Genomic DNA, 22083 nt, shown 5'->3' on the forward strand with positions numbered 1-22083 from the left:
TAGCACGCCAAGTAACATAGTCGCTGCATTGTATCGTTATAACGGCGGCGATGGTGTGACAAAGTTTTAATCCGTGCGTATCCAGTTTTCGCCGGTGTCAGCTTCGCGGGGAAGGGGAATGCTTGGTTTCCAATCCAGCCAGTTTGGCTCTGGGTTTTGGAACAGCGGAAATACTTTGCCGGAGCTGACCTGTGGGGCCAGAGGTTTAGTGTCGGGGGTTGCAAAGGCAATGCCGCCCTCTAGTAAGGATTCGATGGATTTGCTGCGGATCGTGGCGCCGCTGAATAAGCCGAATTTCACAGCGATACCACTGGAGTTCCAAAACACCGTTTTTTCTCGGACTAAGCCCGCATAGCGCGCTTCGATATTGATATGAATTAAGGTTTGGCTAGCGTCCTCGGCTAACTCGTAACCAAATACCTCTCCCACCGGAATGTCGCGGTAAAAGACTTTTATGCCTTCTTTGATCGAGCCGCGCTGGGGTGAGGTCACTATTAAATTAAGTCCGCTGCTGGGCTTGCTCAGCGGTGGTGGCTTATCCAGCGCTGCAAATTTGGTTTGCGGCGTGCCGTAGCCAGGCCGAACGCTGATATAGCTGCCGGTGACGAGGGTTTCTAAATTTCGGGTGCCGATCAGACCGAGTTGGGGCTTAACTACCCAGAATTGACTGCCGGTGCGTGCCAGTGCCTTGGCCGACGGCGCAAGGCGCGCGCTTACCTTGACCCCCTCCATATTAGTGTCGAGCTCCACGGCAATGACTTCGCCAATTTTGATGCCCTGATATTTGATTTCAGTGCCCTTGTTAATACTGCTACCACTATTGAAGTATAAGAAAATATCGCGGCCCTTATCGGCGAAGGTGCTTTGATAGTCGGGGTGTAAGGTGTAACGCAGGCCCTCCCACGCGAGTTGTGGTTTTTTGACCTCCGGGGTGTGGAAGGCAATGCCGCCCGCGACGATGGTGGCGAGGGAGTCGGCCTGGATATCTAAGCCGCTGAGACCGCCGCTGATGCTAATGCCACTGGCATTCCAAAACTGCGATTCGCGATGAACCAGCCTGGCGTAACGCTGGTGAATGAACACGCCAATACTGACCCCCTCGGCATCTAAGTCGACACTTTCTACTTGGCCAACGGCAATTTTGCGATAGTAAACTTTACTGCCGATACTCACCGAGCTGAGTTCATCGCTGCGTAGCTTGAGGCGCAGCCCTGGCTGCTGAATGCGACTGTCTGGGGCTTTACTTAAGGCGGTGTAGCGTTTGGCGATAGTGCCACCCTTGCCGGAAACCTGCATAGCAATGTAAGGACCGCCGACTAAGGCATCTAAGCCGCTTACGCCGCTGCTGGAAACTTCGGGTTTGACCAGCCAAAACTGGGTGTCAGTATTTAAATACTGGTGATGGGGCGCGCTAATCGCCACCTTAACAATGGTGCCAAGATTGGGGTTGTTGTCGACAAAACTTAGCGACTCGACCTTGCCAATGTCCATGCCCAATAAACGCACATTGCTCCCTGCATTAAGCCCCTCCGCGCTGCGGAAATACACTTCAATAAATTTGCTACCCTTGGCGCGCTCTTTACTGGTAAACAGTGGGAAGCGGCTGTCGTTATCGATTGCCTCGGCATTGCTGTTTGGCGTGTCAAAGGCGATACCTCCCGCCAAAATGCTGGCAAAGGAACCGGCATCAATATCTATGCCCTGCAGGCCAGCGTTAACCTTGAGGCCACTCTGCTGCCAAAACCGCGAACTGCTGTTTACTAAGTGTTGGTGTTGAGGGTCGATACGCAGATTGATCTCAATCCCAGTTTTGCTGAGTTGATAGCTCTCAATATCGCCGACATCAATTTGTTGATACAAAATGGGGGCGCCGACAGACAGTGAGCCGAGGCTGTCGGCGTCTAAGTGCAGACGTAGGCCGGGTAAGTTGCTGTCTAGCGGCGGGGGTTCAATTAAGGCGGTAAAACGCTCAGCGGCTTTGCCGTCGCCGGGCTTAAAGCTAATGTAATTACCTGCCACTAAAGTGTCTAAGCCCGATACCCCAGACAGAGAAATTTGTGGCTTTACTAGCCAAAAACGGGTGTTTTCACGAATGAGTGGTGCTACCTGCTGGCTGAGTTCGAGGGTGGCAGTGACGCCTTCAAGGTCGTCGTCGAGCTGAAGACTTTTAACGTGACCAACGTTGATGCCCTGGTAGATCACCGGCGTTTTACCAACGCTGATACCGCTGCCGTTATTGAAGGCAACGGTGATGCTTAAACCGCTGTCATTGACGTTTTTGTAAAGCAGCCAGCCAGCAACTGCGAGGGCAATGATGGGTAGTAGCCAAATGGCGGACAAGCCCCGCTTGGGCGCAGAGATGGCGGGCTTGATGGTATTTTCAGTCATTGTCCAAATCCCATAATAAACGCGGGTCAAAACTATTGGCGGCAAACAGGGTGAGCACCACCACGGCGGCAAAGGCGGTGGCCGCAGGGCCGCTCTCTACCGTGGCAATATTGCCGAGGTGGACCAAGGTGACGAGTATGGAAATCATAAATAGATCCAGCATCGACCAGCGCCCGATAAAGTGAATAAAGCGATATAGCACGGTGCACTGCTGTTTACTCAGCGATAAGCGCAGCTGCACTACTAAAATTAAAATTACTATAATCAATAATTTGATAACTGGCACTGCGATGCTCGCGATAAAAACAATGGCAGCAATTGCCTGTAGGTCCGCCTGCCATAATTTTACAACCCCAGACATGATGGTGTCTGGGTCGCCTTTGCCAAAACTGATTACCGTTAGTATTGGCAATATATTGGCTGGAATCATTAAAAACGTCGCAGCCAAGGTGTAAGCCCAGCTGCGTTGTAGACTGTGCGGGCGCCGAAAACTCAAGGGCGCGCTGCAGCGCGGACAGTGCTGGGCGTGGTTGGCCGCAGCTAAGCGGCTAAGTTTGCCGCATTCTAGGCAGCGGGCGATGCCGCGTTGTTGAGCGGTAACTGTCATTGGCTTTTACCTTGCTCCCAGTACTGCCAGGCTTGTTCTTCGTGAAAATATTGGCTGCACAAAATAACGCATAGGAGCAGACCGACCAGGCAATAGGTGCCGCTGGCAACGCTGACCTCGCCGGGGTCCATCATTTTTACATAGGCGACGATGATACCCATGGCGTAGACCTCTAGCATGCTCCAGCCCTGCATCCAGACCTTGGCTTTGAGCCACATTGGATAGTGGCGGGGGTGGGCTTTGAAACGCTGTGTAAGGCCGATCATTACGGTTAACAGTAAATGCATTAGCGGCGCGAATAGCGAACACAGCAAGATTAGAATGGCGAGCAAGGGTTCGTCTTCACGCCAGAGTCGCCACACACCGCCAGCAAGGGAGTTGCTGCCGAGTTGGCCGACCATGTCGAGCTTTAAGATGGGTAGGCTCACCGCAGGGATAAACAGCAGCAGGCCGCTGATGGCGCTGGCGAGGTCGATGTCGGCGGTAGAGCTACTGGCGCCCCACAGCTGTGCCGAACAACGCGGGCACAGACCTTGCTGGCGGTGATCGCTGTCATCGGTGTGCAGCAATAAGTCGCAATCTGGGCAGGCGGTCAGGTCTTTGGGGATTTGGCTTACCACTGTCATGTGGAGCTATTGTAAAGGGGCAAAAAGGTAGGCGCAGCGACTTAGTAGCCGGCGGCCGAGGGACCACTTGGCTGCGTCGCGGGGGAGTAGTTGTACGCATTGCTGAAAATCGGTGTTAAGCATGGCTTCCATTTGCTGAGCAAGTTTGCGGTCGTGATTGATCACGCAGATTTCAAAATTGAGACGAAACGAGCGATTGTCGAGGTTGGCGGTACCTACGACGCTAATATCATCATCTACCAGCATTACTTTCTCATGCAAGAAACCGTCTTGGTAGTAATAAAACTGTACGCCTCTCGCGAGGGTCTCCTTAATGGCGGTATAAGACGACAGTTGGATCATGATTTTATCGGGCTTGGCCGGTAGCATTATGCGCACATCAACCCCGCGCATGGCAGCCAATTGCAGGGCGTGGATTACCGGCGCGTCCGGTACAAAATAGGGGCTGACTATCCACAGCCGAGTTCTGGCTTGGTTGATCATATTGAGAAAGTACAGTGCGCAGCTGTCGGTGTTATCTGCGGGTCCCGTCGCCAGCACCAGCGTGTTGATATTAGCCGTTGTTGCTGCGCGAACCTCCCAGTTAAGCTCGGGAAGTGATTCTGTGGCCCAAAACCAGTCCTCAGCAAAGGCCAGCTGCGCAGCTTGTACTGCTGGGCCAACGAGTGTTAAGCCGGTATCTCGCCACGGCGTTAAGACGGGGTGCATGTCGCGGTATTCGTCGCCAATATTCATGCCGCCAATCAGGCAGTAATCGCCATCGCAGACCACGATTTTTCGATGATTGCGGAAATTCAATTGCAAGCGATTACCAAAACCCTTAGTACTGTTAAATGGGCGGATATCGACGCCGCCATTGCGAAGCCTGCGCAAGTAGCTGCCCGCTAGCTGGATGCTGCCTATCTCATCGTAAATACAATAAACCGCTACACCGTCGCGTACTTTACGCAGCAGTAGCTCCGCGAGTTCACGGCCAATGCCATCGTCGCGGATAATATAAAATTCGAGCAATACGTAGTGTTTGGCGGCGTCGATACGGCTGAACATTTCACTGAATGCGTGTTTGCCGTTAATCAGTAATCGGCATTCATTAGCGTGGCTAAAGGGCAGGGTGGCAAGTTGTTCTAGGGCGATAAACCGAGGGTCATCGCTGCTGGCTCTGGTGCTGTAGCTACTTAGTTTTGTCGATAGCTCGGCCGCTATGCGGTCGATATCGCGATGTTTGTTGGTTCTCGCAAGCGCGTAGCCGCGAAATTTACGGCGGCCAAATATCCAATACAGCGGTACAAACACCCACGGTAGGCCAATGAGGACAATAGCCCATGCCACTGCGCCCTGCGCGGTGCGGGATTTGAGTATGGCTTCTAATGCCGACAACAGGCCCAGTGCAAAAAAAGTGGCGGCAAACAGTGCGGTGATGGCAGCAATATTACTGATTAGCCAAGACGAGAGTGCGGTAAGCGTGTCGGCTTGCATGCGTTTATGGGTGTCCTCGCGGTGAGTCGTACTAGAATAGATTTTGTTACTGTTATAAATGTCTTGGTGGTGAGTGTAGCTGTATTTTTTTAGATTAGTTCTAAGTGTCATAGACACGATTTACGGCAAAAAGTGCCGTTATGGAGTTTTGTCGTGCGCGGCGATCATGTGGTCGCGATCATGCCTGGTATGGAACGTCGTTATTTTGACGGTTGGAGTGTTTCTAAAATTGTGAACAAGCTTGCGCTGGTGCTTAGCTTGCGAAAATAGCTCCTAATACTATTTTGTTATTATAAGCGTTGAAATTGGTCTTGATTGGTCTACGGCCCAGTAAGGGATTTACTGTAAACTATGCTATAACTAACTTGGTTAGTGGTATTTTTGCTATCAGGAAAAGTACTTATATAATAACTTTATAATTAACACGGAGTCTGTCAATGGATTTGACGCATGGCAGTGTACTGCTTGGTGATAGGGAGCTGTTAGCCGATGTTCCCATGTATATAAACGCCGGTGGTAAATATGTGCGCTGGGGTGGCTGTTTGCATCTGAATAAGCAGATCAGCGAGTTACTCAATGGCAGCGATTACAGTATCCGGCTTCGCGACGGGCGACTGGGGGATATTCGGATCCGCAAGGTGGTGAATACCAATGGCGCTCTGCACGTAGAAATCTTATTTGAGGGCCTTGGTGAGCTTACTGCGAGCCAGCAGAATAGTGCCTAACTAAATCTCACTACTTCGTGAATGTTGCCTGTCGCTCGATTGCATTTGGGGCTTCTGTTTCTGGGCCTGTTTTACAACCAGAATGATATGGCGCTTTTGCGCACTCTATGTATCCTAAAAAAGATAAAGGCTCGCGCAGTTGCCCGAATTGGGTAATAGTGCGCGCCTTGTAATCTTGTTTTTTGGCGGTATTTGCATCGTGTACAAAGGTGAACGTTTCAATAGTTATTCTCACTTGCTTGGGGCATTTGCGGCGATTATCGGCAGTTTAGCCTTGTTGTGGCCCGCCATTCAGTCTGGGGCGGGATGGAAAATACTGGCGTTTTCGGTATATGGCGTCTCGCTGATTGCCCTCTATGGGTTTTCGACTCTCTATCACTGCAGCCGCGGGCCGCGTAAAGTACTGTTTCGCCAGCTTGATCATTTGGCGATTTATTTGCTTATCGCCGGTACTTACACTCCCTTCCTAATCGTTACGCTGCGTGAGACGGGTGGTTGGTGGATGTTTGCGCTGATATGGTCGCTGGCGGCGGTGGGTATGATTTTGGAAGGTATCCCCAAAGCCAGTCGACGCTTTTGGTCGATTGCGGTGTATCTCTTGATGGGCTGGTTAGCCTTGTTTTTGGTTAAGCCATTGGCGGCGGTGCTGCCAGGGGCAGGCTTCAACTGGCTATTGGCAGGGGGCGTCGCTTATACCGCAGGTATCATCTTTTATGTTTTTGATAAGAAGATTGTGCATTTTCATGGCATTTGGCATCTTTTTGTCTTGGCGGGAAGTGTTTGCCATTACTGCAGTATTTATTACTATGTCGCCTGATTTACACGAGTATAGGGCAGCATATGCTGGGTATTAAATTATTGGTCGCATTTGGCTTGGTGAATTTATTGGCTGTTGTTGTAGCAATTGTTCAGCCTATTGATATCAGTAATCAACTTTATGGTTGGCCGGAAGCGGCAGTGTTGCTCGTTCTGCAAGCCGTGGTGAGCTTGGCGATGATTTACGCCGCCGTGCAAAAAATACAGCGGGCTGAAATAGCGATTAAAGCCTTGCCTGCCGCGCTAGTAGCTTATGTGCTGTGGGCTTGTATGGTTTGGCGTTGGCTGGGCCAGTAGTGAGCGTAGCCGCTTAAACAAGAGAGAATTAAATGCTGTTGTATGACATTAGCCCGCGATTTTGCGAAACCGATGCAATGGGGCATATAAATAATACCGTCCTGCCGATGTGGTTTGAGGCTGCGCGGGGCGCAATATTCGAATTGTTTAATCCGGGCCAAGACTTAAGTAAGTGGAATTTGATTTTGCGCAAAATAGATGTCGACTACTTGGCGCAGACCTCCTATGAGCACCCAGCTCAAGTGCGGACTCGCATTGGCCATGTCGGTAGCTCCTCATTTGTGGTTGAACATGAACTTTGGCAGGAGGGGGAATTGACAGTAAGGGGCTCAGCCGTCATGATTTTCTACGACTATGGTGCTCAGCAAAAGCGCACTATTCCACCGGAAATTAGGGCGGAACTACAAAAGCTGGGCTAATATTTCACCGTCGCGATTAGCCTATCTCTCGCACTAATGCCAAAAAAGGCCAAAGGTTTCAGGGCAATTGTTGTCTCTTGCCGGTATAATGCCGCCTCAACGCCATTGGCTGCGTTCGGCCGAGTGGGGTCAAATGTTGCGGCGACTCTTGATTCCTACGGTAGCGATTATGCCCTCAGATACACCCGCGGCAGCGGATACTCTTACTTTTGATGACTTAGGCCTTGCGCCTCTAATACTGGCTGCGGTTAAAGCAGTTGGTTACGAAATACCCTCGCCAATTCAAGCGGCGACCATCCCCCTTATTCTTGCCGGCAGAGACGTTGTTGGCCAAGCGCAAACTGGTACTGGCAAAACGGCAGCTTTTGCCCTGCCTCTGCTCTCGCGTTTAGATGTAAACAGTCGACGTACCCAAGCGCTTATTTTGGCACCAACCCGCGAATTGGCGATTCAGGTGGCTGAAGCGCTGCAAAGCTACGCTTCGCATTTACCTGGTTTCAACGTGCTGCCCATTTACGGCGGCCAGGATTACCGTGGTCAACTGGCGGCGTTGAAACGCGGCGTACAGGTTGTTGTTGGCACCCCAGGTCGCGTTATGGATCACATGCGTCGCGGCACCCTAAAATTGGATGATTTAACCCATCTAGTTTTGGACGAAGCCGACGAAATGCTGCGCATGGGCTTTATCGACGATGTGGAATGGGTTATGTCGCAAATGCCAGTTAAACGGCAGATAGCGCTGTTTTCAGCGACTATGCCTCCGGCAATTCGACGTATTGCGACCACGTATTTGAATAACCCTGAACAGGTTACTATTCAGACTAAAACCTCAACGGCGATTACAATTCGTCAGCGCTACTGGATGGCGCGTGGTTTGAATAAACTGGATGCCTTAACCCGTATCTTAGAAGCCGAACCCTTTGACGGCATGATTATTTTTGTGCGCACCAAATTGGTAACCACTGAACTCGCTGAAAAGCTTCAGGCGCGTGGCTATGCCGCCGCTGCCCTGAATGGCGATATAGCCCAGGCTCAGCGTGAGCGCACCGTAGAGCAGCTTAAAAATGGCCGCTTAGACATTGTTATTGCCACCGACGTTGCCGCGCGCGGCCTCGACGTTGAGCGTATTAGCCATGTTATAAACTACGATATTCCCCACGACACCGAAGCCTATGTACACCGTATTGGTCGTACTGGCCGCGCGGGTCGTAGCGGTGATGCCATTTTGTTTGTGGCACCTCGTGAAAAACGCATGTTGCAGGCTATTGAACGCGCAACACGGCAGTCTATTGAAGAAATGGGCTTGCCTACTGCCGAAAACATTAATGCACTGCGGGTTGACCGCTTTATGCAAAAGATCACCGATACCCTCGCCGGTACCGATCTGAGCTTTTTCCGTAAAATGCTGCAGGAATATGTTACTAAGCACGACGTCTCTGAAATAGACGTTGCAGCGGCCTTAGCCAGCCAGTTACAGGGCGACAAGCCGCTGTTGGTAAAAGATGCGCCGAAATTAATGACCGAAGGTCGGGTGCCTCCGAGCCGCGACAAGCCGGGCGGCGCCTCGCGCGGGCCAGAAACCGGCATGCAGCGCTACCGCTTGGAAGTGGGACGTCAGCACGGTGTTAGTGCCGGCAATATTGTTGGCGCCATCGCCAATGAAGCCAATATCGACAGCGCCAACATTGGTCGTATCTCGATTTACCCCGAGTTTACTACCGTAGATCTGCCTGCAGAGTTGCCTGAGGATGTACTCCAGTGCTTGCGTACCACGCGGGTTGCTGGTCAGCCGCTGAGTATTTCTGTGCACGAAGGCGGCGATATGCCGATTGATGATCGTGAGCGTCCTCGTAAGCCACGGAGCAAGTCCAGTGGTGATAAGGCGGGCCGCAAGCCTGTTAAGGCTAAGCCGAGAGTCTCTAACGCAGTAAAGCCGAGCGGCACCAAACCCAGCTCAGCTAAGCCCACAATTACCGGCAGCAGAGAAAAGCGCGGTAAGGTGTAAGCTTTAACGGTAATAATTTAGACTCTCTGACTTCGAGCGTTCTGTTAGCGGTCAGAGAGTCTAAACGTGGTTTTTCAAGTCTTTTTAAACTTCCTTTATCTCGGTTGTATCAGCTTTGGCGGCCCCGCGGCCCATATAGGCTATTTTCGGCGCGTGTTTGTTGAACAGAAAGCCTGGCTCAGTGAACAGGATTTTGCCGCGCACCTTGCCCTTAGTCAGTTTCTTCCCGGCCCGTCCTCGAGTCAGCTCGGCTTTGCCATTGGCTGTCAGCGCGGTGGCGCCCTTGGTGGTGTCGCCGCGTTTCTTGGTTTTACCTTACCCTCGTTCCTGCTAATGCTTGGCCTGGCTGTGTGGCAGACCAATTTAAGCCACGGCAGTTGGCAGTATGGCTTGGTTAGCGGTTTAAAGTTGTTGGCCTTGGTGGTGGTGGCCGACGCGGTGTGGGGTATGGCTCGCCAGTTCTGCCGGCAGCCAAGCACCATCGTGATCAGTATTGTGAGCGGCGCTATTTTGTTGTTGGCAATGACGCCGCTGCGCCAGTTCGCCCTGCTGCTTGGCGCAGCGCTGTGGATGGCGTGGCGGGCGGCACCCGTTGAAGTTGCCGGGAAAATAAAACTGAGCCAAGCGGCGATGGTTTGTTTAGCCAGTTTTGCGGGCTTATTACTGCTTAGCCTGGTTTATCCCAACACTGTGTTTGGCATTTTTTATCGGGCGGGGAGTTTTGTGTTTGGCGGTGGCCATGTGGTGCTGCCCTTATTGGAGTCGTTTATAGGCGATGGCCTAAGCAAAGACCGCTTTTTATTGGGTTATGCGGCGGCGCAGGCGGTGCCAGGACCGATGTTTTCTTTTAGTAGTTACCTAGGTGCAACGTTGCGGCCAGAAACGGCCTCGCTGGGCGCGGGCCTAGCTACTGTGGCGGTGTTCCTGCCTGGGTTTTTGTTGGTGGGTGGTTTTAATGGCCTGTGGCAACAATTGGCTCAGCATGGCCGCGTAGTGGCCGCTATTGCTGGGGTCAATGCGGTGGCGGTTGGTATGTTGGCGGCGGCCTGGGTCAACCCGGTGCTGAGCAATGCACCCCACGACATCCTCTCATTGACGCTGGCGCTCCTGGGCTTTATTGGCCTGCGCAGTCAGCGACTGCCTATTTATTGGCTTATTCCCGCATTTACAGTGTACGGCTGGCTGCTTCTGTAAGTTATATCGCCCATATAAACTGCCGGCTTTTTGGCCGATTGATTAAAACCACTGCATCAAACAGACCGCCAATATTAAACCCAAGGTGGGAATTGCAATGGTCAGCGCGGCAATAGGCCAGTACGCGCTTTTATGGGTTTCGCCGCAAATGGCGCGCACGGTGGTGACGATATAGCCATTGTGGGGCAGTGAATCGAGGGCACCAGAAGCAATAGACGAAATCCGGTGCAAGTGGTCGGGGTTCACCCCTAAATCGGTATAGTGGGGCGCGAGTACCGGCAGGGCGATGGACAAGCCGCCAGACGCGGAGCCAGTTAAACCGGCAATAGTAGTCACCGCCAGCGCAGCGCCAATTAATTCATTACCGGGAATCGCGGTCATCGCTTCGATCGCCACAGCGAAGGCCGGCGACGCTTTCGCGACGGTGCCAAACCCCACCACGGCAGCGGTATTGCCGATCGCAATTAGCGCGCCGGTGGTGCCCTCGTTAATCGCTTTATTAATATTGTGAAAATGCCGAAAATTTAACAGGCTCAGGCTAATACAGCCGCCTAATAGCGCTAGGATGAGCGCGTATTGCTGAAATTGTTCGTGGCAAAAATACGAAATGCTGAGTACCACCAGCAGCGGAACCAAGCCGCTAATGGGGTTGGGGTAATCCCGTTCTGGAATAGCGGGGTCGGTGGCGCGGTGTTCAAAGCGCTCGCCGTTGGCGACGGCTTTGCGCACCATGCGATTTATCCAGAAAAAGCCCAGTACGGCCATAAATATGGCTACCGTGAAACTGATTTCCCATGCCGCGTAAGGGCTGGTGTGCAGAAATTTAACCGGTATCCAGTTTTGAATTTCTGGCGAGCCCGCGGTGGTCATGGTGAAGGTCACTGAGCCAAAGGCCAGCGCGCCTGGAATAAAGCGTCTTGGTAGATTGGCGTCTTTAAACAGGCCCAAGGCCATAGGGTAAACTGAGAACGCCACAATAAATACGCTAACACCGCCGTAGGTCAGTACCGCGCAGGCGAGAATAACGGCTGCCACTGCGTGTTTAACGCCGATTTTACTAATAATCCAGCGCGCGAGACTGTCGGCGGTGCCGGTGTCTTCCATGAACTTGCCGAATAGGCTGCCGAGTAAAAACATCAGAAACCAGGCGCTAATAAAGCTGGCAAAGCCGTTCATATAGGTAGTGACGAAAGCCACGGATTCAGTGCCGGGGAATACCGGAATACCACCGCTAATGCCCACAACTAGGGCGCACAGCGGCGCGGCAATAAATAGGTTCCAGCCCCGCAAGGCCAGTGTGGTGAGTAATAACAGGCCGCCGATTAAGCCGATCATACTAACCATTGTATGCTCCAAATCTGTATTTTTTGTGGTGGTAAAGGCTTGAGTAGCTAATCCTAACTGAGGAGGGCGTTAGCATGCTAATAAAAGGCGCCGTGATTATATGTGTTTGTGAACTTAATTTCGAATCGCTGGGCGTTGCAGGTTTGTGATGCGGGTGCTTGATACCGCGAGGGACAATCGGTTTTAGCGTGTTAGGCGGGGGTAAACTGGAGGACTATGCGATAGGGTTTTCCCTATCGCATAGTGGCAAACAACTTAAACGTGAATACCTTTGAGCACCGCGGCCAGTGCCATTTGCTCAGTTGACACCTCGGGGCTGGCGGCATCGCCTTCACCTTTGGCGGCAGATGAGTCTGGGAAGGTGCGGAATACCGTGTTCATGGTGATTTCCACGGCCTTGGGCATGATGGCGTTGAGCACCTGTGCGGTAATTCCTAGGCCTGTGGCAATACGCTTAGGACGGCGAATAATCGCGTCGCAAATCATATCGGCCGCTTCTTCTGGCGATAAGGTCGGTACCGAGTTGTAGATTGAGGTTGGCCCAATCATCGGCGTTCTTACCAGCGGCATATTAATGGTGGTAAAGGCAATATTGCGATCCGAGAACTCGGCGGCAGCGCTGCGCGAGAAGGCATCCAGTGCCGACTTAGACGCCGCGTAAGCCGAGAAACGTGGCGATGTGCCAACGATTACGGCGATTGACGAAATATTAATAACGTGACCAGCTCTGCGTTCCAGCATTGATGGTGCCAAGCCCATAATCAAGCGGATAGCGCCAAAGTAATTGAGCTGCATGGTGCGCTCAAAGTCATGAAAGCGGTCGAAGGTTAGCTCTAGTGAGCGGCGGATCGAGCGACCGGCATTGTTAACCAGCACATCTACCTGCCCATGATTCTCGATCAAAGTAGCTACAAGTTGGTCGCAGGAACTCAAATCTGATACGTCGCAGCTATAAGCAAAGCTGGTGCCGCCTTTTTCAGCAATTTCTTTCTGAGTTTCTTCGAGCTTTTCAAGCGAGCGGGCAACTAAGATAACTTTGGCACCTGCCGTGGCTAATTTTAGCGATGCCGCTTTGCCGATACCGGACGAGGCGCCGGTAATAACAATAACTTTGTCTTTGACATTGCCCCGCAGTGAGCGGTCTTTAAATAGGTCTGGGTCGAGATTGCGCTCCCAGTAATCCCAAATTTTGGCAGCGTAATCTTCCAGTGCTGGCGGCTCAATTCCGCTACCTTTGAGGGCCTTTAGGGTGTCGCGGGTGTCAAAGCGGGTAGGCATATTCATAAAGCTTACCGCGTCGCGGGGAATACCGTAGTCGGCCAATACCGCATTGATAATCCGGCGCACCGGCGGTAGGCCTTTGACCAAGCCTAGAATTGATGCGGGAATAAAGGCAAACATCCGCATATCAATACGTAGGGCAAAGCGTGGCGCGTGGGCGGCTTTAGAGAAGATGTTGAGCACTTCGCCAACCTGCTGGGATTCGGGGTTAACCAAATGGAAGCAGCGTCCATCCATGCCGGCTTTATGTGACAGAAAATCCATTGCATCGGCAACATAGTCCACCGGCACAATATTCATTTGACCGCCTTCAATGCCGATTAATGGCAGCCACTGGGGTAGACGGTTTCTGAGGGATTGCAGTAATTTAAAGAAGTAGTAAGGGCCGTCGATTTTGTCGATCTCGCCGGTCTTAGAGTCGCCAACCACCATCGCTGGGCGATAAATGCGGTAGGGGATTTTACACTCGTTGCGCACAAGGCCTTCAGAGAGGTGTTTGGTGCGGAAGTAGGCGTGCTCTAAACCGCGCGCTTCTTCAAACATATCTTCGCGGAATACGCCGCGGTATAGGCCTGCTGCAGCGATGGAACTGGCGAGGTGGAAACACTTGGCTTCCATTGTTTCAGCAGCGGCGATGGCATTTTTAGTGCCTTCAATATTAGCGATTTCTTGGCTTTCGGCGTCAGCTTTTAAATCGTAGATGGCAGCTAGGTGGTAAAAGTGTTTGACCGAGCCTTTTAAAGTGGCGAGGTCTTTACTGCTAATCCCGAGTTTAGGTTTAGACAAGTCGCCATTAATTGCCACCAAGCGATCGCTGCTCAGTCCAGTTCGCTGCAGAAGGTCTTTGTATTTTTGTTTGGAGCCGCGGCGCACTAGAACGTATATGGTGCCTTTGCGCTTAGCGAGGCGTTCAATTAGAAAGCGGCCGATGAAACCGGTACCGCCGGTAACAAAATAACTCATAGGTGAATCTCCAGGTCTTATGAATTCTATAGTGCTCAGGATCTATTATTTTTGGCTTTATTTTCCTCTGCTAGGGGATACCGCCTCTTCGAGATCGTCAAATGCATCGTGAATGTAATCACTGAGAATATCAAGGTTTGGCATGGCTTGGCTGGCAACTAAGCCAAATTGCAAGCGGCCGTCGTAACTGTATAGCGTAATATTGAGGTGGTTGCTCGGCGTCAAGGCGCTGATCGGGTACATTTCTTCTAGTTTAGCGCCCTTCAGGTAGAGGGCTTTGGCTGGGCCTGGCACGTTAGACACCAAGGTATTACCCAGCGGCGGCAGCACATCGCCGAGTTTCAGCGCTTCGCCGATAAGTGAAATACTGCCCAGTAATACCGTGTAGGCCATCACTGAGGCCGGTGGTACACCGTCTATCTGATAGCGCACATTGCGCAAGGTGAAACCAATTTCCCGCAGGCGCTCGTAGGGGTCGGTGGTTTTACTGGCCAATTCAACGAGGACAATACCAATTTTATTGCCAAAGCTATCGTCATCACTGCGCCGTAAATTGACCGGCATTTGAATGGTAATAGGCTCATTGATATCGGCATCGCAATCTTGTAAATAGCGGTGCAGAGCGCCGTCAATGCAGGTTAGGGCAATATGGTTGAGGGTAGATCTGGTCTGTTGGCGGAGTTTGGTAACGCGGCTCATGTCGACCGCCGCTGTGGCAATTTGCCGGCCCGCGCTGACTTGGCCGGTGAGTGGTGTGTTCGGGTTGGCTTTAAAGGGAACCGCCACTGCATTTTTAGTCAGGTGTAAGGTTTCCAGCGCCAGTTGTGCGCTAAGTTTAGATAAGCCGGTAACGGCTTTAAGGTAGTCGCTAGAGCGACCACCCAGCTGGGTGAGCACTTTCATAATTGAGATGCTATCGGCGGTGTTTTGCAGGCGTTTCTGGGGGAGAACCGACCAGATGGGAGTGACCGCCTTAGAGCGCGCCGATTTGCTCAAGCTGTTTACCAGCCACGACGACATAGTAACGCCGTCGGCGTAAGCGTGATGGAGCTTGGTGTAGATGGCGAAGCGCTGGTCGTCGATGCCTTGAATTACGTGCATCTCCCACATTGGCCGTGTTCTATCCATGCGGATACTGTGTAGCTCGCCAACTAGATCGTAGAGGCTTTGGCGAAAATCGTCGCCGCCGATGGTGTGGAAAAAGACGTGATTTTCTATATTAAAATTGGCGTCTACCTGCCATTGCGGGGCGGTGAAAGCGCCGAACTTGATAATCTGATTAAATGGCGCGCGAATTTCGTTAATATTGCCGGCGTATTCGGCCACCACGGTTTCAACATAATCGGCAGCGGCTTTCGCGGGCTTGCGGAACATTAAGAGCCCGCCGACGTGTTTGGGGCTCGCGTCGGTTTCGGTAAGGAAGAAGGCCAAATCCATTATTGAAAGTTTTGCCATAACTGTATTCACACCCTGTGTTTGCAAGTAAATGGTAGCCTAGCGCTTAGTATTTCGACGTTAACATACCGCTACGCCTGTTAATTTATTTGAATACGGTATTAGTCTATGTCCTAATGTTTTGCTTGGCTATTGCCGGTTTTTCGGCAAACTATTATTTTAGGTCAATGCTCGACGCGTGCTAAATATAGGTTATTTGGCTGTGCGATGCATGATGTGATTTGGGATAGTTCCTATTCCTATCGATGCTCGGCATGTGGTCTTCGTACTATTTGTCAGTGCGTCGCTAATCATTAAGTTTTCTGTAAGTTAGCCCACAATAGGAACATTTAATAGCATACTAAGAGGCAAGTCGGTGAATAGTCGGAATAATAAGAAATGATAAAGACGGTAGTGACTCTCGTAAAGCGCTGGTATGCAATTCCTTATTTGTTGCTGTGTACACTCGTTTCGGTACAAAGCGTGTTGTATTTACTGGGTGGTAATGACTTTAGTTTTTCGTGGCTGGGTTCTGCGGTGGCTTTGGTGCCGCTGGTGATTTTTATCGGGATTGTTTATTTTTTGCCCTGGCTTGGTATTGCCCACTTTATTGCTATTCCAGTGGTCACCGTTTTATTGGGGTCTTTTCTGGCGATCATTGAAATGCGCGCCGTGCCGACTTTTTACACCCTGTTCTTTGGTTTAGGCGGGGTTTTGGCGTATATATTTTGGTATTCCTATTTAGATCGCGGTGACAATCAGCTGCTGCGAATTGGCGCAAAATTGCCAGAATTTAGTGTGCGCACCCTCGACGGGCAATTACTGCATTCCAGCGCTTTTCTCGGTCGCAAAACCCTGATGGTATTTTATCGCGGCAATTGGTGTCCTGCCTGCCAAGTACAGTTGCGCGAATTGGCCGCCGAATTTGAAGAAATTCAGCGGCGTGGCGTCGCGGTGGTGTTAATTAGTCCGCAGACGCCAGAGCGCAGCGCTGAGCAAGCACAGCGATTTAATGTGGGTATGCAATTTTGTATCGATGAAGGCAATCTCGCCGCTCGGAGCTTGGGTATTGCTCACCGCTACGGCGTGCCGCTGGGGATTCTTGGTTACGGCCAAGACACGGTATTGCCGACGGCCTTGATCGTCGATGAAAACGGGAAAATAGTGTATGCGGATCTGACCGAAAATTTCCGGGTGCGCCCAAAAACAAAGACCTTAATCAGTGCCTTAGATAGCGTTTGGATGTAACTGCTTGAGACCCTAAAATTTTGGATGTGACTAATGAATACCGAAATTAGAACGGCGGCTACGGCCGTGATTATTCGCGACGGCGACGCCGGCCTTGAAACTTTGTTACTGCGGCGTCACCAACAACTTAAAGTTAGCGGCGGGCACTGGGTATTTCCTGGCGGTGGAATAGATCCAGATGACTATCTTGGCGGCACTGACGACGAACTGGCCGCGCGAGTGGCGGCAGTGCGTGAAACTCACGAAGAGGCCAGCGTTGTACTGGATCCAGAATCCCTACAGTTTTTGTCACACTGGACAACCCCACCCACCATGGGGCGTCGTTTTGCTACCTGGTTTTATTTGGCGGTAGCGGGGCCAGAGCACAGTGAGGTGGTGGTAGATGGCGAAGAAATGGATGATTTTAGTTGGGCGACTCCTGAGCTTTTTTTAGACCAGCATCGCAGTGGTGAAATAGCCTTGTTGCCACCAACTGTAGTGACCCTGACCGAGCTGGCGCGCTGCGCTCGTGCCGCTGAGGCTCAGCGCTTTTATCGCGAACGTGAGGTGCCATTTATAGCCCCGCGAATTTCAAAATATAATGAAGTGGTGTGTATGCTTTACGACGGTGATGCGGGTTTTGATGCCATTGATCCGAACATCGAAGGCCCTAAAAACCGCTGCTATTTAGAAGCCGGAGTATGGCGTTACGAATTTGCTAGCGAGTAAGCGATTATTGTAAACCGCTACTCAGCCTGCCTATTGCCTTCACAAAGCCGCTGCTGGTCTGTAGTTTGCGCGGAATTTTGTTCTCGTGCCTATTCTTAGTTGTTCAAAATATATTCGTCAGATGATTTTTTTACTTGTGTGAACGTAAGTAGCGAGGGATTTTTCGGCCCGCGGTGTTTAATCAATACGGCCGTTACATTACTCAACTTTATTAAGGGAACGCAACTTATGAACACCAAACAATTACTGATCGGTGGGCTTATCGCCATGGGCGCTATGTCGGTTCACGCGGGTGACGGCAAAGAGCATCACCCTCGCCCAGACCTCAATAACGATGGTGTGGTGACCAGCGCAGAAATGCTAGAGCATCGCCAAAAACTCTTTAGCAAGATAGACGCAAATAAAGATGGTTTCCTAACCAAGCAAGAGGGCGAAGCCTTTAAAGCGCAAATGGAAGCTAAACACAAAATGATGCGCGAAGCGAAAGCTCAGGAGCGTTTTATTAAGGCCGACAGCAATGGTGACGGCAAGGTGTCGGCAGAAGAGTTTGCAGCACAAGCTCAAGCCCAGATTGCAGAGATGGACGCCGATGGCAATGGCGAGCTCAGCCGCCGCGAAATGCGCAAGGGTACGCGTGAAGGTGGCCGCAAACATGGCTGCGACGGCGGCCATGAGAAACATGGCGAGTAGGGCGGGTATTAATATTAGCCCAGAAATGATTAGCTACTAAATGCTAGACGATGACGTGAGCTTGATGCGCCGGCTTGCCAGTGGCGACCAGCAGGCATTTACTTGTCTGCTGGAGCGTCATAGCAAGCTGGTACTCAATGTTCTATACCGCATTGTGTTATCTCGAGATGACGCTGAAGATTTGTGTCAGGAGGTGTTTGAGCGGCTGTGGGTGAACGCACCCCAGTGGCGCGACGACGCGAAAATTACCACCTGGTTGTACCGAGTAGCCAATAATTTAGCCATTAATTTTCGCCAGCGCGTGCAGCAGCGCTACGTATTGGATTTAGATGAAAGCTCGCTTGCCGAGGGTGGCGTCGATGAGCTAGCAGCGGCGAGTAGCCCCGCAGACGATATTGCTGATCAAAGCTTAGTGCAGGCATTGGCGCGTTTGCCAGAAAATCAGCGAGCGGTTTTGGCCTTCCGCTTTTATCGAGATTTGCCAGTAAAAGATATTGCAGAAATTATGGGCTTGTCGGCCAAGGCTGTCGAGTCACTGTTAGGCCGAGCTAAAACTCAGCTCCGACAGAATTTAGGAGGTGGCGAGTGAATATATCGCAAACGTTGTTTGGCAGAGCTATTCAGCATTACGGCGCACAGCTTGGCGGTTGGCCGCGAATGTTGTGGCCGCTTTTGGGACTGTTATTGCTGTGTAGTCGCCGTCGTCGGCAACAGTGGCAGCTGGCGCAGCGCGAAGCTGAGGTCGAAAATTCCAATTTACTGCAAGACTACGCCGATGGTATGTCGGAGCTTAGCCCCAGTGATACTTTACAGCGGCGCCTACAAGCTATTGCCGCCCACCCCCAGCTGCGCAGTGCAAAAGCGCCCAATCCTTTGCCGTTTTGGCGAATTAGCCTTGCCTCAGCCATGGCCTCGGCGCTATTGGGTTTGGTCTTGGGCGCGGGCGGTATGCTTGATGAATTTAGTGATAGCGACAGCGTCTATCTGGAGAGTGCAATGAACTACGAAGTTAGTAATTGGCTAGCAGGTGATATCCAATGACATCGCGTAATGGGATTTTAATCGCCTTGTTGGCATCGGTAATCATCAATGGCGCCTTAATCGGTTTGATTGTTGGTCATCGCATGGAAGGCGAAGAGCGCCGCGCTATGCACGGTATGACTCGCCAGCTACTACGTGACGAGCCTAGCGAATTTGCCGAGCCAATGCGTCTTGCTATGGAGGCTCACCGCAGTGAAATGCGCAGTGCTTTTCGGGAAATGCGCAACGCGCGGCGGGATATGTTTAAAGTCCTGAAAATGCCAGAGGCGAGCACCGCCGATATAAGCCAGAGCTTGACACGTATCCGCGAGACTGAGATGAACTTGAAATCAGTTAGTCACCAAGTGCTCGCTGAGGTATTGCCGAGCATGCCGGTAGAGCAGCGCCTGCATTTTGCGAAAGCCGATATGATGCGCCGCCACGGTGGCAAAGATCACGGCGGTGAACGGCCCGTTCACTAGCGGGGTGGCATTCAGCTGCTGATGGTCACTAATAAAAATGGGAGCCAAGTGGCTCCCATTTTTTAATGCACACATCGTTGCACGGTATTTTGTATAGCCTATGGCGCGGGCTGGTTTACCGTATTTTGGTCTAGGGTAACGGCAGTCTGTGCTAACAGTCGGCCATTAATATTGGCGCCAGTGTTAACGGTAATGCCTTTTGCCGCTAGCGCTATGCCTGCAAAGTGGGCGTCGGTGCCAACAGCAACGCCAGTGCCACCGCCGACCTGCCAAAAGATATTCTTGGCCAGTGCGCCGCCATCTAGAATAATGCTGCTGTCATTGGCTTGGGTGATATCGCCAGCTACCTGAAATATCCACACATCATTAGAGCCGCCAGAAAGTGTGACATCTGTTGATATCAAAACACTTGTGCCCCATTTATATAGACCAGGAACTAGTGTTTGGCCGCTAATATCCCCAGCGTGCAATTCGGTAAAATCAGGCGTCGTACGGCCTGCCGCATCGTTATAAGCGCTTCCCATATCGAGCACAGCATTGGCAACTAGCGTGTTGTCTGGCGCATTGCCTGCAAAGCAGCCGGTGTCGCTACTACCGGTATAGGCGGCATCGGAGCCGTAGATTGTGCCAGTGATCTCTGAACAGAAAACATTGTCCATTGCCGCAGCGGTGATTGGACTTGCGCCAATATTGCCGCTAATTGCCGATGTTGGCACATTGGTGATGCCGGATTTACTCAGAATCACAAAGTCGGCTGCGGTTCTAAGATTGACTGCTGCGGGGCCTGCAGCAACTGCCGTGCCGGTCGTAAAGCTCCACATAAGATCGGTCGCTAGTGGATTGCCGGCAAGGTCGGTAATTGCGGTTGTTAAGGTAGCTGTGTATACCGTGTTGGGCGAGAGGTTGCCGCTTGGCGAAAAGCTCGCGACTCTATTGTCGTAGCCTACGGTGCCGGTAACAAGGCTAAGACTAAGGCCGGTGCGCAAGGTGAAGCTCGAAGTATTAACCGTGCGTGGATCGAGCGCTTCGTTAAAATTGGCACTAATAATACTGTTAAGTGCAGCTCCATTAGCCAAATTGCGTGGTTTGTTACTGCTTTTAGTGGGCGGGCTGCTGTCTTCGGTGGCGCCGCTGGTAAAGCTCCAGACATAGTCGGCAGCTAGTGGCCTAGCTGATGTGTTTTTAATAGTGCGGTTTAGGGTGGCGGTGTAAACCGTGTCGGCTGTTAAATTGCGGTCGGGGCTAAATATTGCGGAATTCGACCCCGCATCAAGATTCACCACGCCCGTTAAGCCAGCCTCGTTAGCACCGATAAGTGTAAAACTATCAGTGCTTATACTTGCGGCATCCATCTCTTCGCTAAACGTGGCCGCGATTTTTTGGTTAATTGCCACATCGACATCGGCGTCGGCTGGGCTGGTTGCGACGACGGAGGCGCCAATTACAGCCGAGTTATCACTGTTGTTATCACTACCGCATGCAGTCATTAATATGGGTAGCAGGCACGCCAGCCAGAGGCTTGGTCCATTGTGTTTTTTACTTAACTTCATGGTATTTTCCTAAGGAAATTGTTTTGTTTTGGGCGAGTAGAAGCCACTTTTTCACGATATTTTTCGTCAAGTTACGTGAGGCGAGATTTTGTCGTTTGTTATATGCGCTTGCTTAAGATTGATATTGGAGACTTGCTTCCGCCTAGTACTAGGGCCTTAGGCGGGGAAGGGTGGCAGCCATCATGCGCCTTTAATGTGTAAATAGGTGGATTATTTTCTAACACCTACTATTATTTGGGGTGTTGCGCTGTGCGATTGTGCTAGCTGTGAGGCGTTGTTGTTCGTGTGTTTCTAGTTGAATGTGGAGTCGTTTGGTCACGTAATTAAATGGAATTTACCTAGGGGATGGAGCAATGATTTTCTACTTGATTTACGTTAGTTCAGCCATCAGGCAGATGCCAGAAGAAGACCTGTTAATACTTTTACGGCAGTCTCAGGCAAAGAACTGTGATCTCGATATTAGCGGTATGCTGCTTTATAAAGGTGGTAATTTTATGCAGATGCTTGAGGGTGAAGAGAAAACAGTTCGTGAACTCTACGCAACCATCAAAAATGATGAGCGCCACAAAAATGTGCTGACGATCATTACTGGAAACCTTAAAGAGCGCAATTTTATTGGTTGGTCAATGGGCTTTCAAAATATGGATAAGGTTGCTGATCTGCAGACGTATGATAATTATATTAAAGATAATCTCACTTTGTATTCATTTAAGGACGATGCCGAACAAGCCTATGAATTTATTACCCACTTTAATGCGAGTAATCGCTAGCTGCAGATAGCCAAGCCCTAGAATCCGGAACTGGCTGTTA

General features: G+C 51.2%; 21 protein-coding genes. 13 read left to right on the top strand and 8 right to left on the bottom strand.

The features are described from left to right. Positions 1–66: 66 nt before the first annotated feature. Genes AB4876_RS08910 through cls form a run of 4 tightly spaced genes read right to left on the bottom strand, consistent with a single transcriptional unit; the run spans position 67 to position 5097 of the window. Positions 67–2388, bottom strand: a complete 2322-nt coding sequence (locus AB4876_RS08910) for a PqiB family protein (RefSeq protein WP_368381298.1) — start codon at positions 2386–2388, stop codon at positions 67–69. Further along, positions 2381–2995: a paraquat-inducible protein A gene (locus AB4876_RS08915; protein WP_368381299.1), complete on the bottom strand. Its 615-nt coding sequence runs from the start codon at positions 2993–2995 to the stop codon at positions 2381–2383. Before AB4876_RS08915 ends, AB4876_RS08910 begins: the two co-directional genes overlap by 8 nt. Continuing rightward, entirely contained in the window at positions 2992–3621 is a 630-nt protein-coding gene (locus AB4876_RS08920) for a paraquat-inducible protein A (RefSeq protein ID WP_368381300.1), read from the bottom strand. The genes AB4876_RS08915 and AB4876_RS08920 overlap by 4 nt, the downstream gene beginning before the upstream one ends. A gap of 6 nt (positions 3622–3627) precedes the next feature. Further along, complete coding sequence (cls, locus tag AB4876_RS08925; protein ID WP_368381302.1) at positions 3628–5097, bottom strand: cardiolipin synthase; 1470 nt, start codon at positions 5095–5097, stop codon at positions 3628–3630. Positions 5098–5534: 437 nt separating this feature from the next. Here cls and AB4876_RS08930 point away from each other — a divergent pair, with 437 nt between their 5' ends. The 6 genes from AB4876_RS08930 (at position 5535) to chrA (ending at position 10553) form a co-directional block, all read left to right on the top strand. Next, complete coding sequence (locus tag AB4876_RS08930; protein WP_368381303.1) at positions 5535–5822, top strand: hypothetical protein; 288 nt, start codon at positions 5535–5537, stop codon at positions 5820–5822. Positions 5823–6021: 199 nt separating this feature from the next. Continuing rightward, positions 6022–6639, top strand: a complete 618-nt coding sequence (trhA, locus tag AB4876_RS08935; RefSeq protein WP_368381304.1) for a PAQR family membrane homeostasis protein TrhA — start codon at positions 6022–6024, stop codon at positions 6637–6639. 23 nt (positions 6640–6662) lie between these two features. Next, on the top strand, positions 6663–6935 hold the full coding sequence (locus AB4876_RS08940; RefSeq protein ID WP_368381305.1) for a hypothetical protein: 273 nt from the start codon (positions 6663–6665) through the stop codon (positions 6933–6935). 32 nt (positions 6936–6967) lie between these two features. Then, positions 6968–7354: an acyl-CoA thioesterase gene (locus AB4876_RS08945; RefSeq protein ID WP_301027752.1), complete on the top strand. Its 387-nt coding sequence runs from the start codon at positions 6968–6970 to the stop codon at positions 7352–7354. Between the two features lie 169 nt (positions 7355–7523). Continuing rightward, complete coding sequence (locus tag AB4876_RS08950) at positions 7524–9359, top strand: DEAD/DEAH box helicase (RefSeq protein WP_368381306.1); 1836 nt, start codon at positions 7524–7526, stop codon at positions 9357–9359. Positions 9360–9425: 66 nt separating this feature from the next. Continuing rightward, on the top strand, positions 9426–10553 hold the full coding sequence (chrA, locus tag AB4876_RS08955) for a chromate efflux transporter (protein ID WP_368381307.1): 1128 nt from the start codon (positions 9426–9428) through the stop codon (positions 10551–10553). Positions 10554–10595: 42 nt separating this feature from the next. Here chrA and AB4876_RS08960 read toward each other — a convergent pair whose 3' ends face one another. The 3 genes from AB4876_RS08960 to AB4876_RS08970 form a co-directional block, all read right to left on the bottom strand. Then, complete coding sequence (locus tag AB4876_RS08960) at positions 10596–11897, bottom strand: GntP family permease (protein WP_368381308.1); 1302 nt, start codon at positions 11895–11897, stop codon at positions 10596–10598. 255 nt (positions 11898–12152) lie between these two features. Further along, complete coding sequence (locus tag AB4876_RS08965) at positions 12153–14141, bottom strand: SDR family oxidoreductase (RefSeq protein ID WP_368381309.1); 1989 nt, start codon at positions 14139–14141, stop codon at positions 12153–12155. Positions 14142–14198: 57 nt separating this feature from the next. Next, a complete protein-coding gene (locus AB4876_RS08970) occupies positions 14199–15596 on the bottom strand; it encodes a wax ester/triacylglycerol synthase family O-acyltransferase (protein WP_368381310.1) in 1398 nt (465 codons plus the stop codon). Positions 15597–15974: 378 nt separating this feature from the next. Here AB4876_RS08970 and AB4876_RS08975 point away from each other — a divergent pair, with 378 nt between their 5' ends. From AB4876_RS08975 to AB4876_RS09000, 6 genes are all read left to right on the top strand, one after another. Next, on the top strand, positions 15975–16823 hold the full coding sequence (locus AB4876_RS08975; protein WP_368381311.1) for a peroxiredoxin family protein: 849 nt from the start codon (positions 15975–15977) through the stop codon (positions 16821–16823). A gap of 33 nt (positions 16824–16856) precedes the next feature. Next, positions 16857–17531 (top strand): NUDIX hydrolase, encoded by a 675-nt coding sequence (locus tag AB4876_RS08980; RefSeq protein WP_368381312.1) that lies wholly within the window; start codon positions 16857–16859, stop codon positions 17529–17531. A gap of 228 nt (positions 17532–17759) precedes the next feature. Further along, the gene (locus tag AB4876_RS08985; RefSeq protein ID WP_368381313.1) at positions 17760–18221 is read left to right on the top strand and encodes an EF-hand domain-containing protein; all 462 of its coding nucleotides are present in this window, start codon (positions 17760–17762) and stop codon (positions 18219–18221) included. 40 nt (positions 18222–18261) lie between these two features. Beyond that, entirely contained in the window at positions 18262–18810 is a 549-nt protein-coding gene (locus tag AB4876_RS08990; protein ID WP_368381314.1) for an RNA polymerase sigma factor, read from the top strand. Further along, complete coding sequence (locus AB4876_RS08995; RefSeq protein ID WP_368381315.1) at positions 18807–19262, top strand: hypothetical protein; 456 nt, start codon at positions 18807–18809, stop codon at positions 19260–19262. The genes AB4876_RS08990 and AB4876_RS08995 overlap by 4 nt, the downstream gene beginning before the upstream one ends. Then, positions 19259–19723 carry a periplasmic heavy metal sensor gene (locus AB4876_RS09000; RefSeq protein WP_368381316.1) on the top strand — a complete coding sequence of 155 codons (465 nt, stop codon included), beginning with the start codon at positions 19259–19261 and terminating at the stop codon, positions 19721–19723. The genes AB4876_RS08995 and AB4876_RS09000 overlap by 4 nt, the downstream gene beginning before the upstream one ends. Before the next feature lie 98 nt (positions 19724–19821). Here AB4876_RS09000 and AB4876_RS09005 read toward each other — a convergent pair whose 3' ends face one another. After that, positions 19822–21273 (bottom strand): ice-binding family protein, encoded by a 1452-nt coding sequence (locus AB4876_RS09005; protein ID WP_368381317.1) that lies wholly within the window; start codon positions 21271–21273, stop codon positions 19822–19824. 353 nt (positions 21274–21626) lie between these two features. Here AB4876_RS09005 and AB4876_RS09010 point away from each other — a divergent pair, with 353 nt between their 5' ends. Beyond that, a complete protein-coding gene (locus tag AB4876_RS09010; RefSeq protein ID WP_368381318.1) occupies positions 21627–22043 on the top strand; it encodes a BLUF domain-containing protein in 417 nt (138 codons plus the stop codon). Positions 22044–22083 lie beyond the last annotated feature (40 nt).

It is taken from the genome of Zhongshania guokunii (assembly GCF_040892635.1).
Taxonomy (GTDB): Bacteria; Pseudomonadota; Gammaproteobacteria; order Pseudomonadales; family Spongiibacteraceae; genus Spongiibacter; species Spongiibacter guokunii.

Bases quoted from the DNA above. Each gene is read 5' to 3' on its own strand.
- AB4876_RS08960 (WP_368381308.1), bottom strand. From the start codon at position 11,897: ATGGTTAGTATGATCGGCTTAATCGGCGGCCTGTTATTACTCACCACA.
- AB4876_RS08945 (WP_301027752.1), top strand. From the start codon at position 6,968: ATGCTGTTGTATGACATTAGCCCGCGATTTTGCGAAACCGATGCAATG.
- AB4876_RS08985 (WP_368381313.1), top strand. From the start codon at position 17,760: ATGAACACCAAACAATTACTGATCGGTGGGCTTATCGCCATGGGCGCT.
- AB4876_RS08950 (WP_368381306.1), top strand. From the start codon at position 7,524: ATGCCCTCAGATACACCCGCGGCAGCGGATACTCTTACTTTTGATGAC.
- AB4876_RS08965 (WP_368381309.1), bottom strand. From the start codon at position 14,141: ATGAGTTATTTTGTTACCGGCGGTACCGGTTTCATCGGCCGCTTTCTA.
- AB4876_RS08990 (WP_368381314.1), top strand. From the start codon at position 18,262: ATGCTAGACGATGACGTGAGCTTGATGCGCCGGCTTGCCAGTGGCGAC.
- AB4876_RS08940 (WP_368381305.1), top strand. From the start codon at position 6,663: ATGCTGGGTATTAAATTATTGGTCGCATTTGGCTTGGTGAATTTATTG.
- AB4876_RS08920 (WP_368381300.1), bottom strand. From the start codon at position 3,621: ATGACAGTGGTAAGCCAAATCCCCAAAGACCTGACCGCCTGCCCAGAT.
- cls (WP_368381302.1), bottom strand. From the start codon at position 5,097: ATGCAAGCCGACACGCTTACCGCACTCTCGTCTTGGCTAATCAGTAAT.
- AB4876_RS08910 (WP_368381298.1), bottom strand. From the start codon at position 2,388: ATGACTGAAAATACCATCAAGCCCGCCATCTCTGCGCCCAAGCGGGGC.
- AB4876_RS09000 (WP_368381316.1), top strand. From the start codon at position 19,259: ATGACATCGCGTAATGGGATTTTAATCGCCTTGTTGGCATCGGTAATC.
- AB4876_RS08915 (WP_368381299.1), bottom strand. From the start codon at position 2,995: ATGACAGTTACCGCTCAACAACGCGGCATCGCCCGCTGCCTAGAATGC.
- AB4876_RS08930 (WP_368381303.1), top strand. From the start codon at position 5,535: ATGGATTTGACGCATGGCAGTGTACTGCTTGGTGATAGGGAGCTGTTA.
- AB4876_RS09005 (WP_368381317.1), bottom strand. From the start codon at position 21,273: ATGAAGTTAAGTAAAAAACACAATGGACCAAGCCTCTGGCTGGCGTGC.
- AB4876_RS08970 (WP_368381310.1), bottom strand. From the start codon at position 15,596: ATGGCAAAACTTTCAATAATGGATTTGGCCTTCTTCCTTACCGAAACC.
- AB4876_RS08980 (WP_368381312.1), top strand. From the start codon at position 16,857: ATGAATACCGAAATTAGAACGGCGGCTACGGCCGTGATTATTCGCGAC.
- AB4876_RS09010 (WP_368381318.1), top strand. From the start codon at position 21,627: ATGATTTTCTACTTGATTTACGTTAGTTCAGCCATCAGGCAGATGCCA.
- AB4876_RS08975 (WP_368381311.1), top strand. From the start codon at position 15,975: ATGATAAAGACGGTAGTGACTCTCGTAAAGCGCTGGTATGCAATTCCT.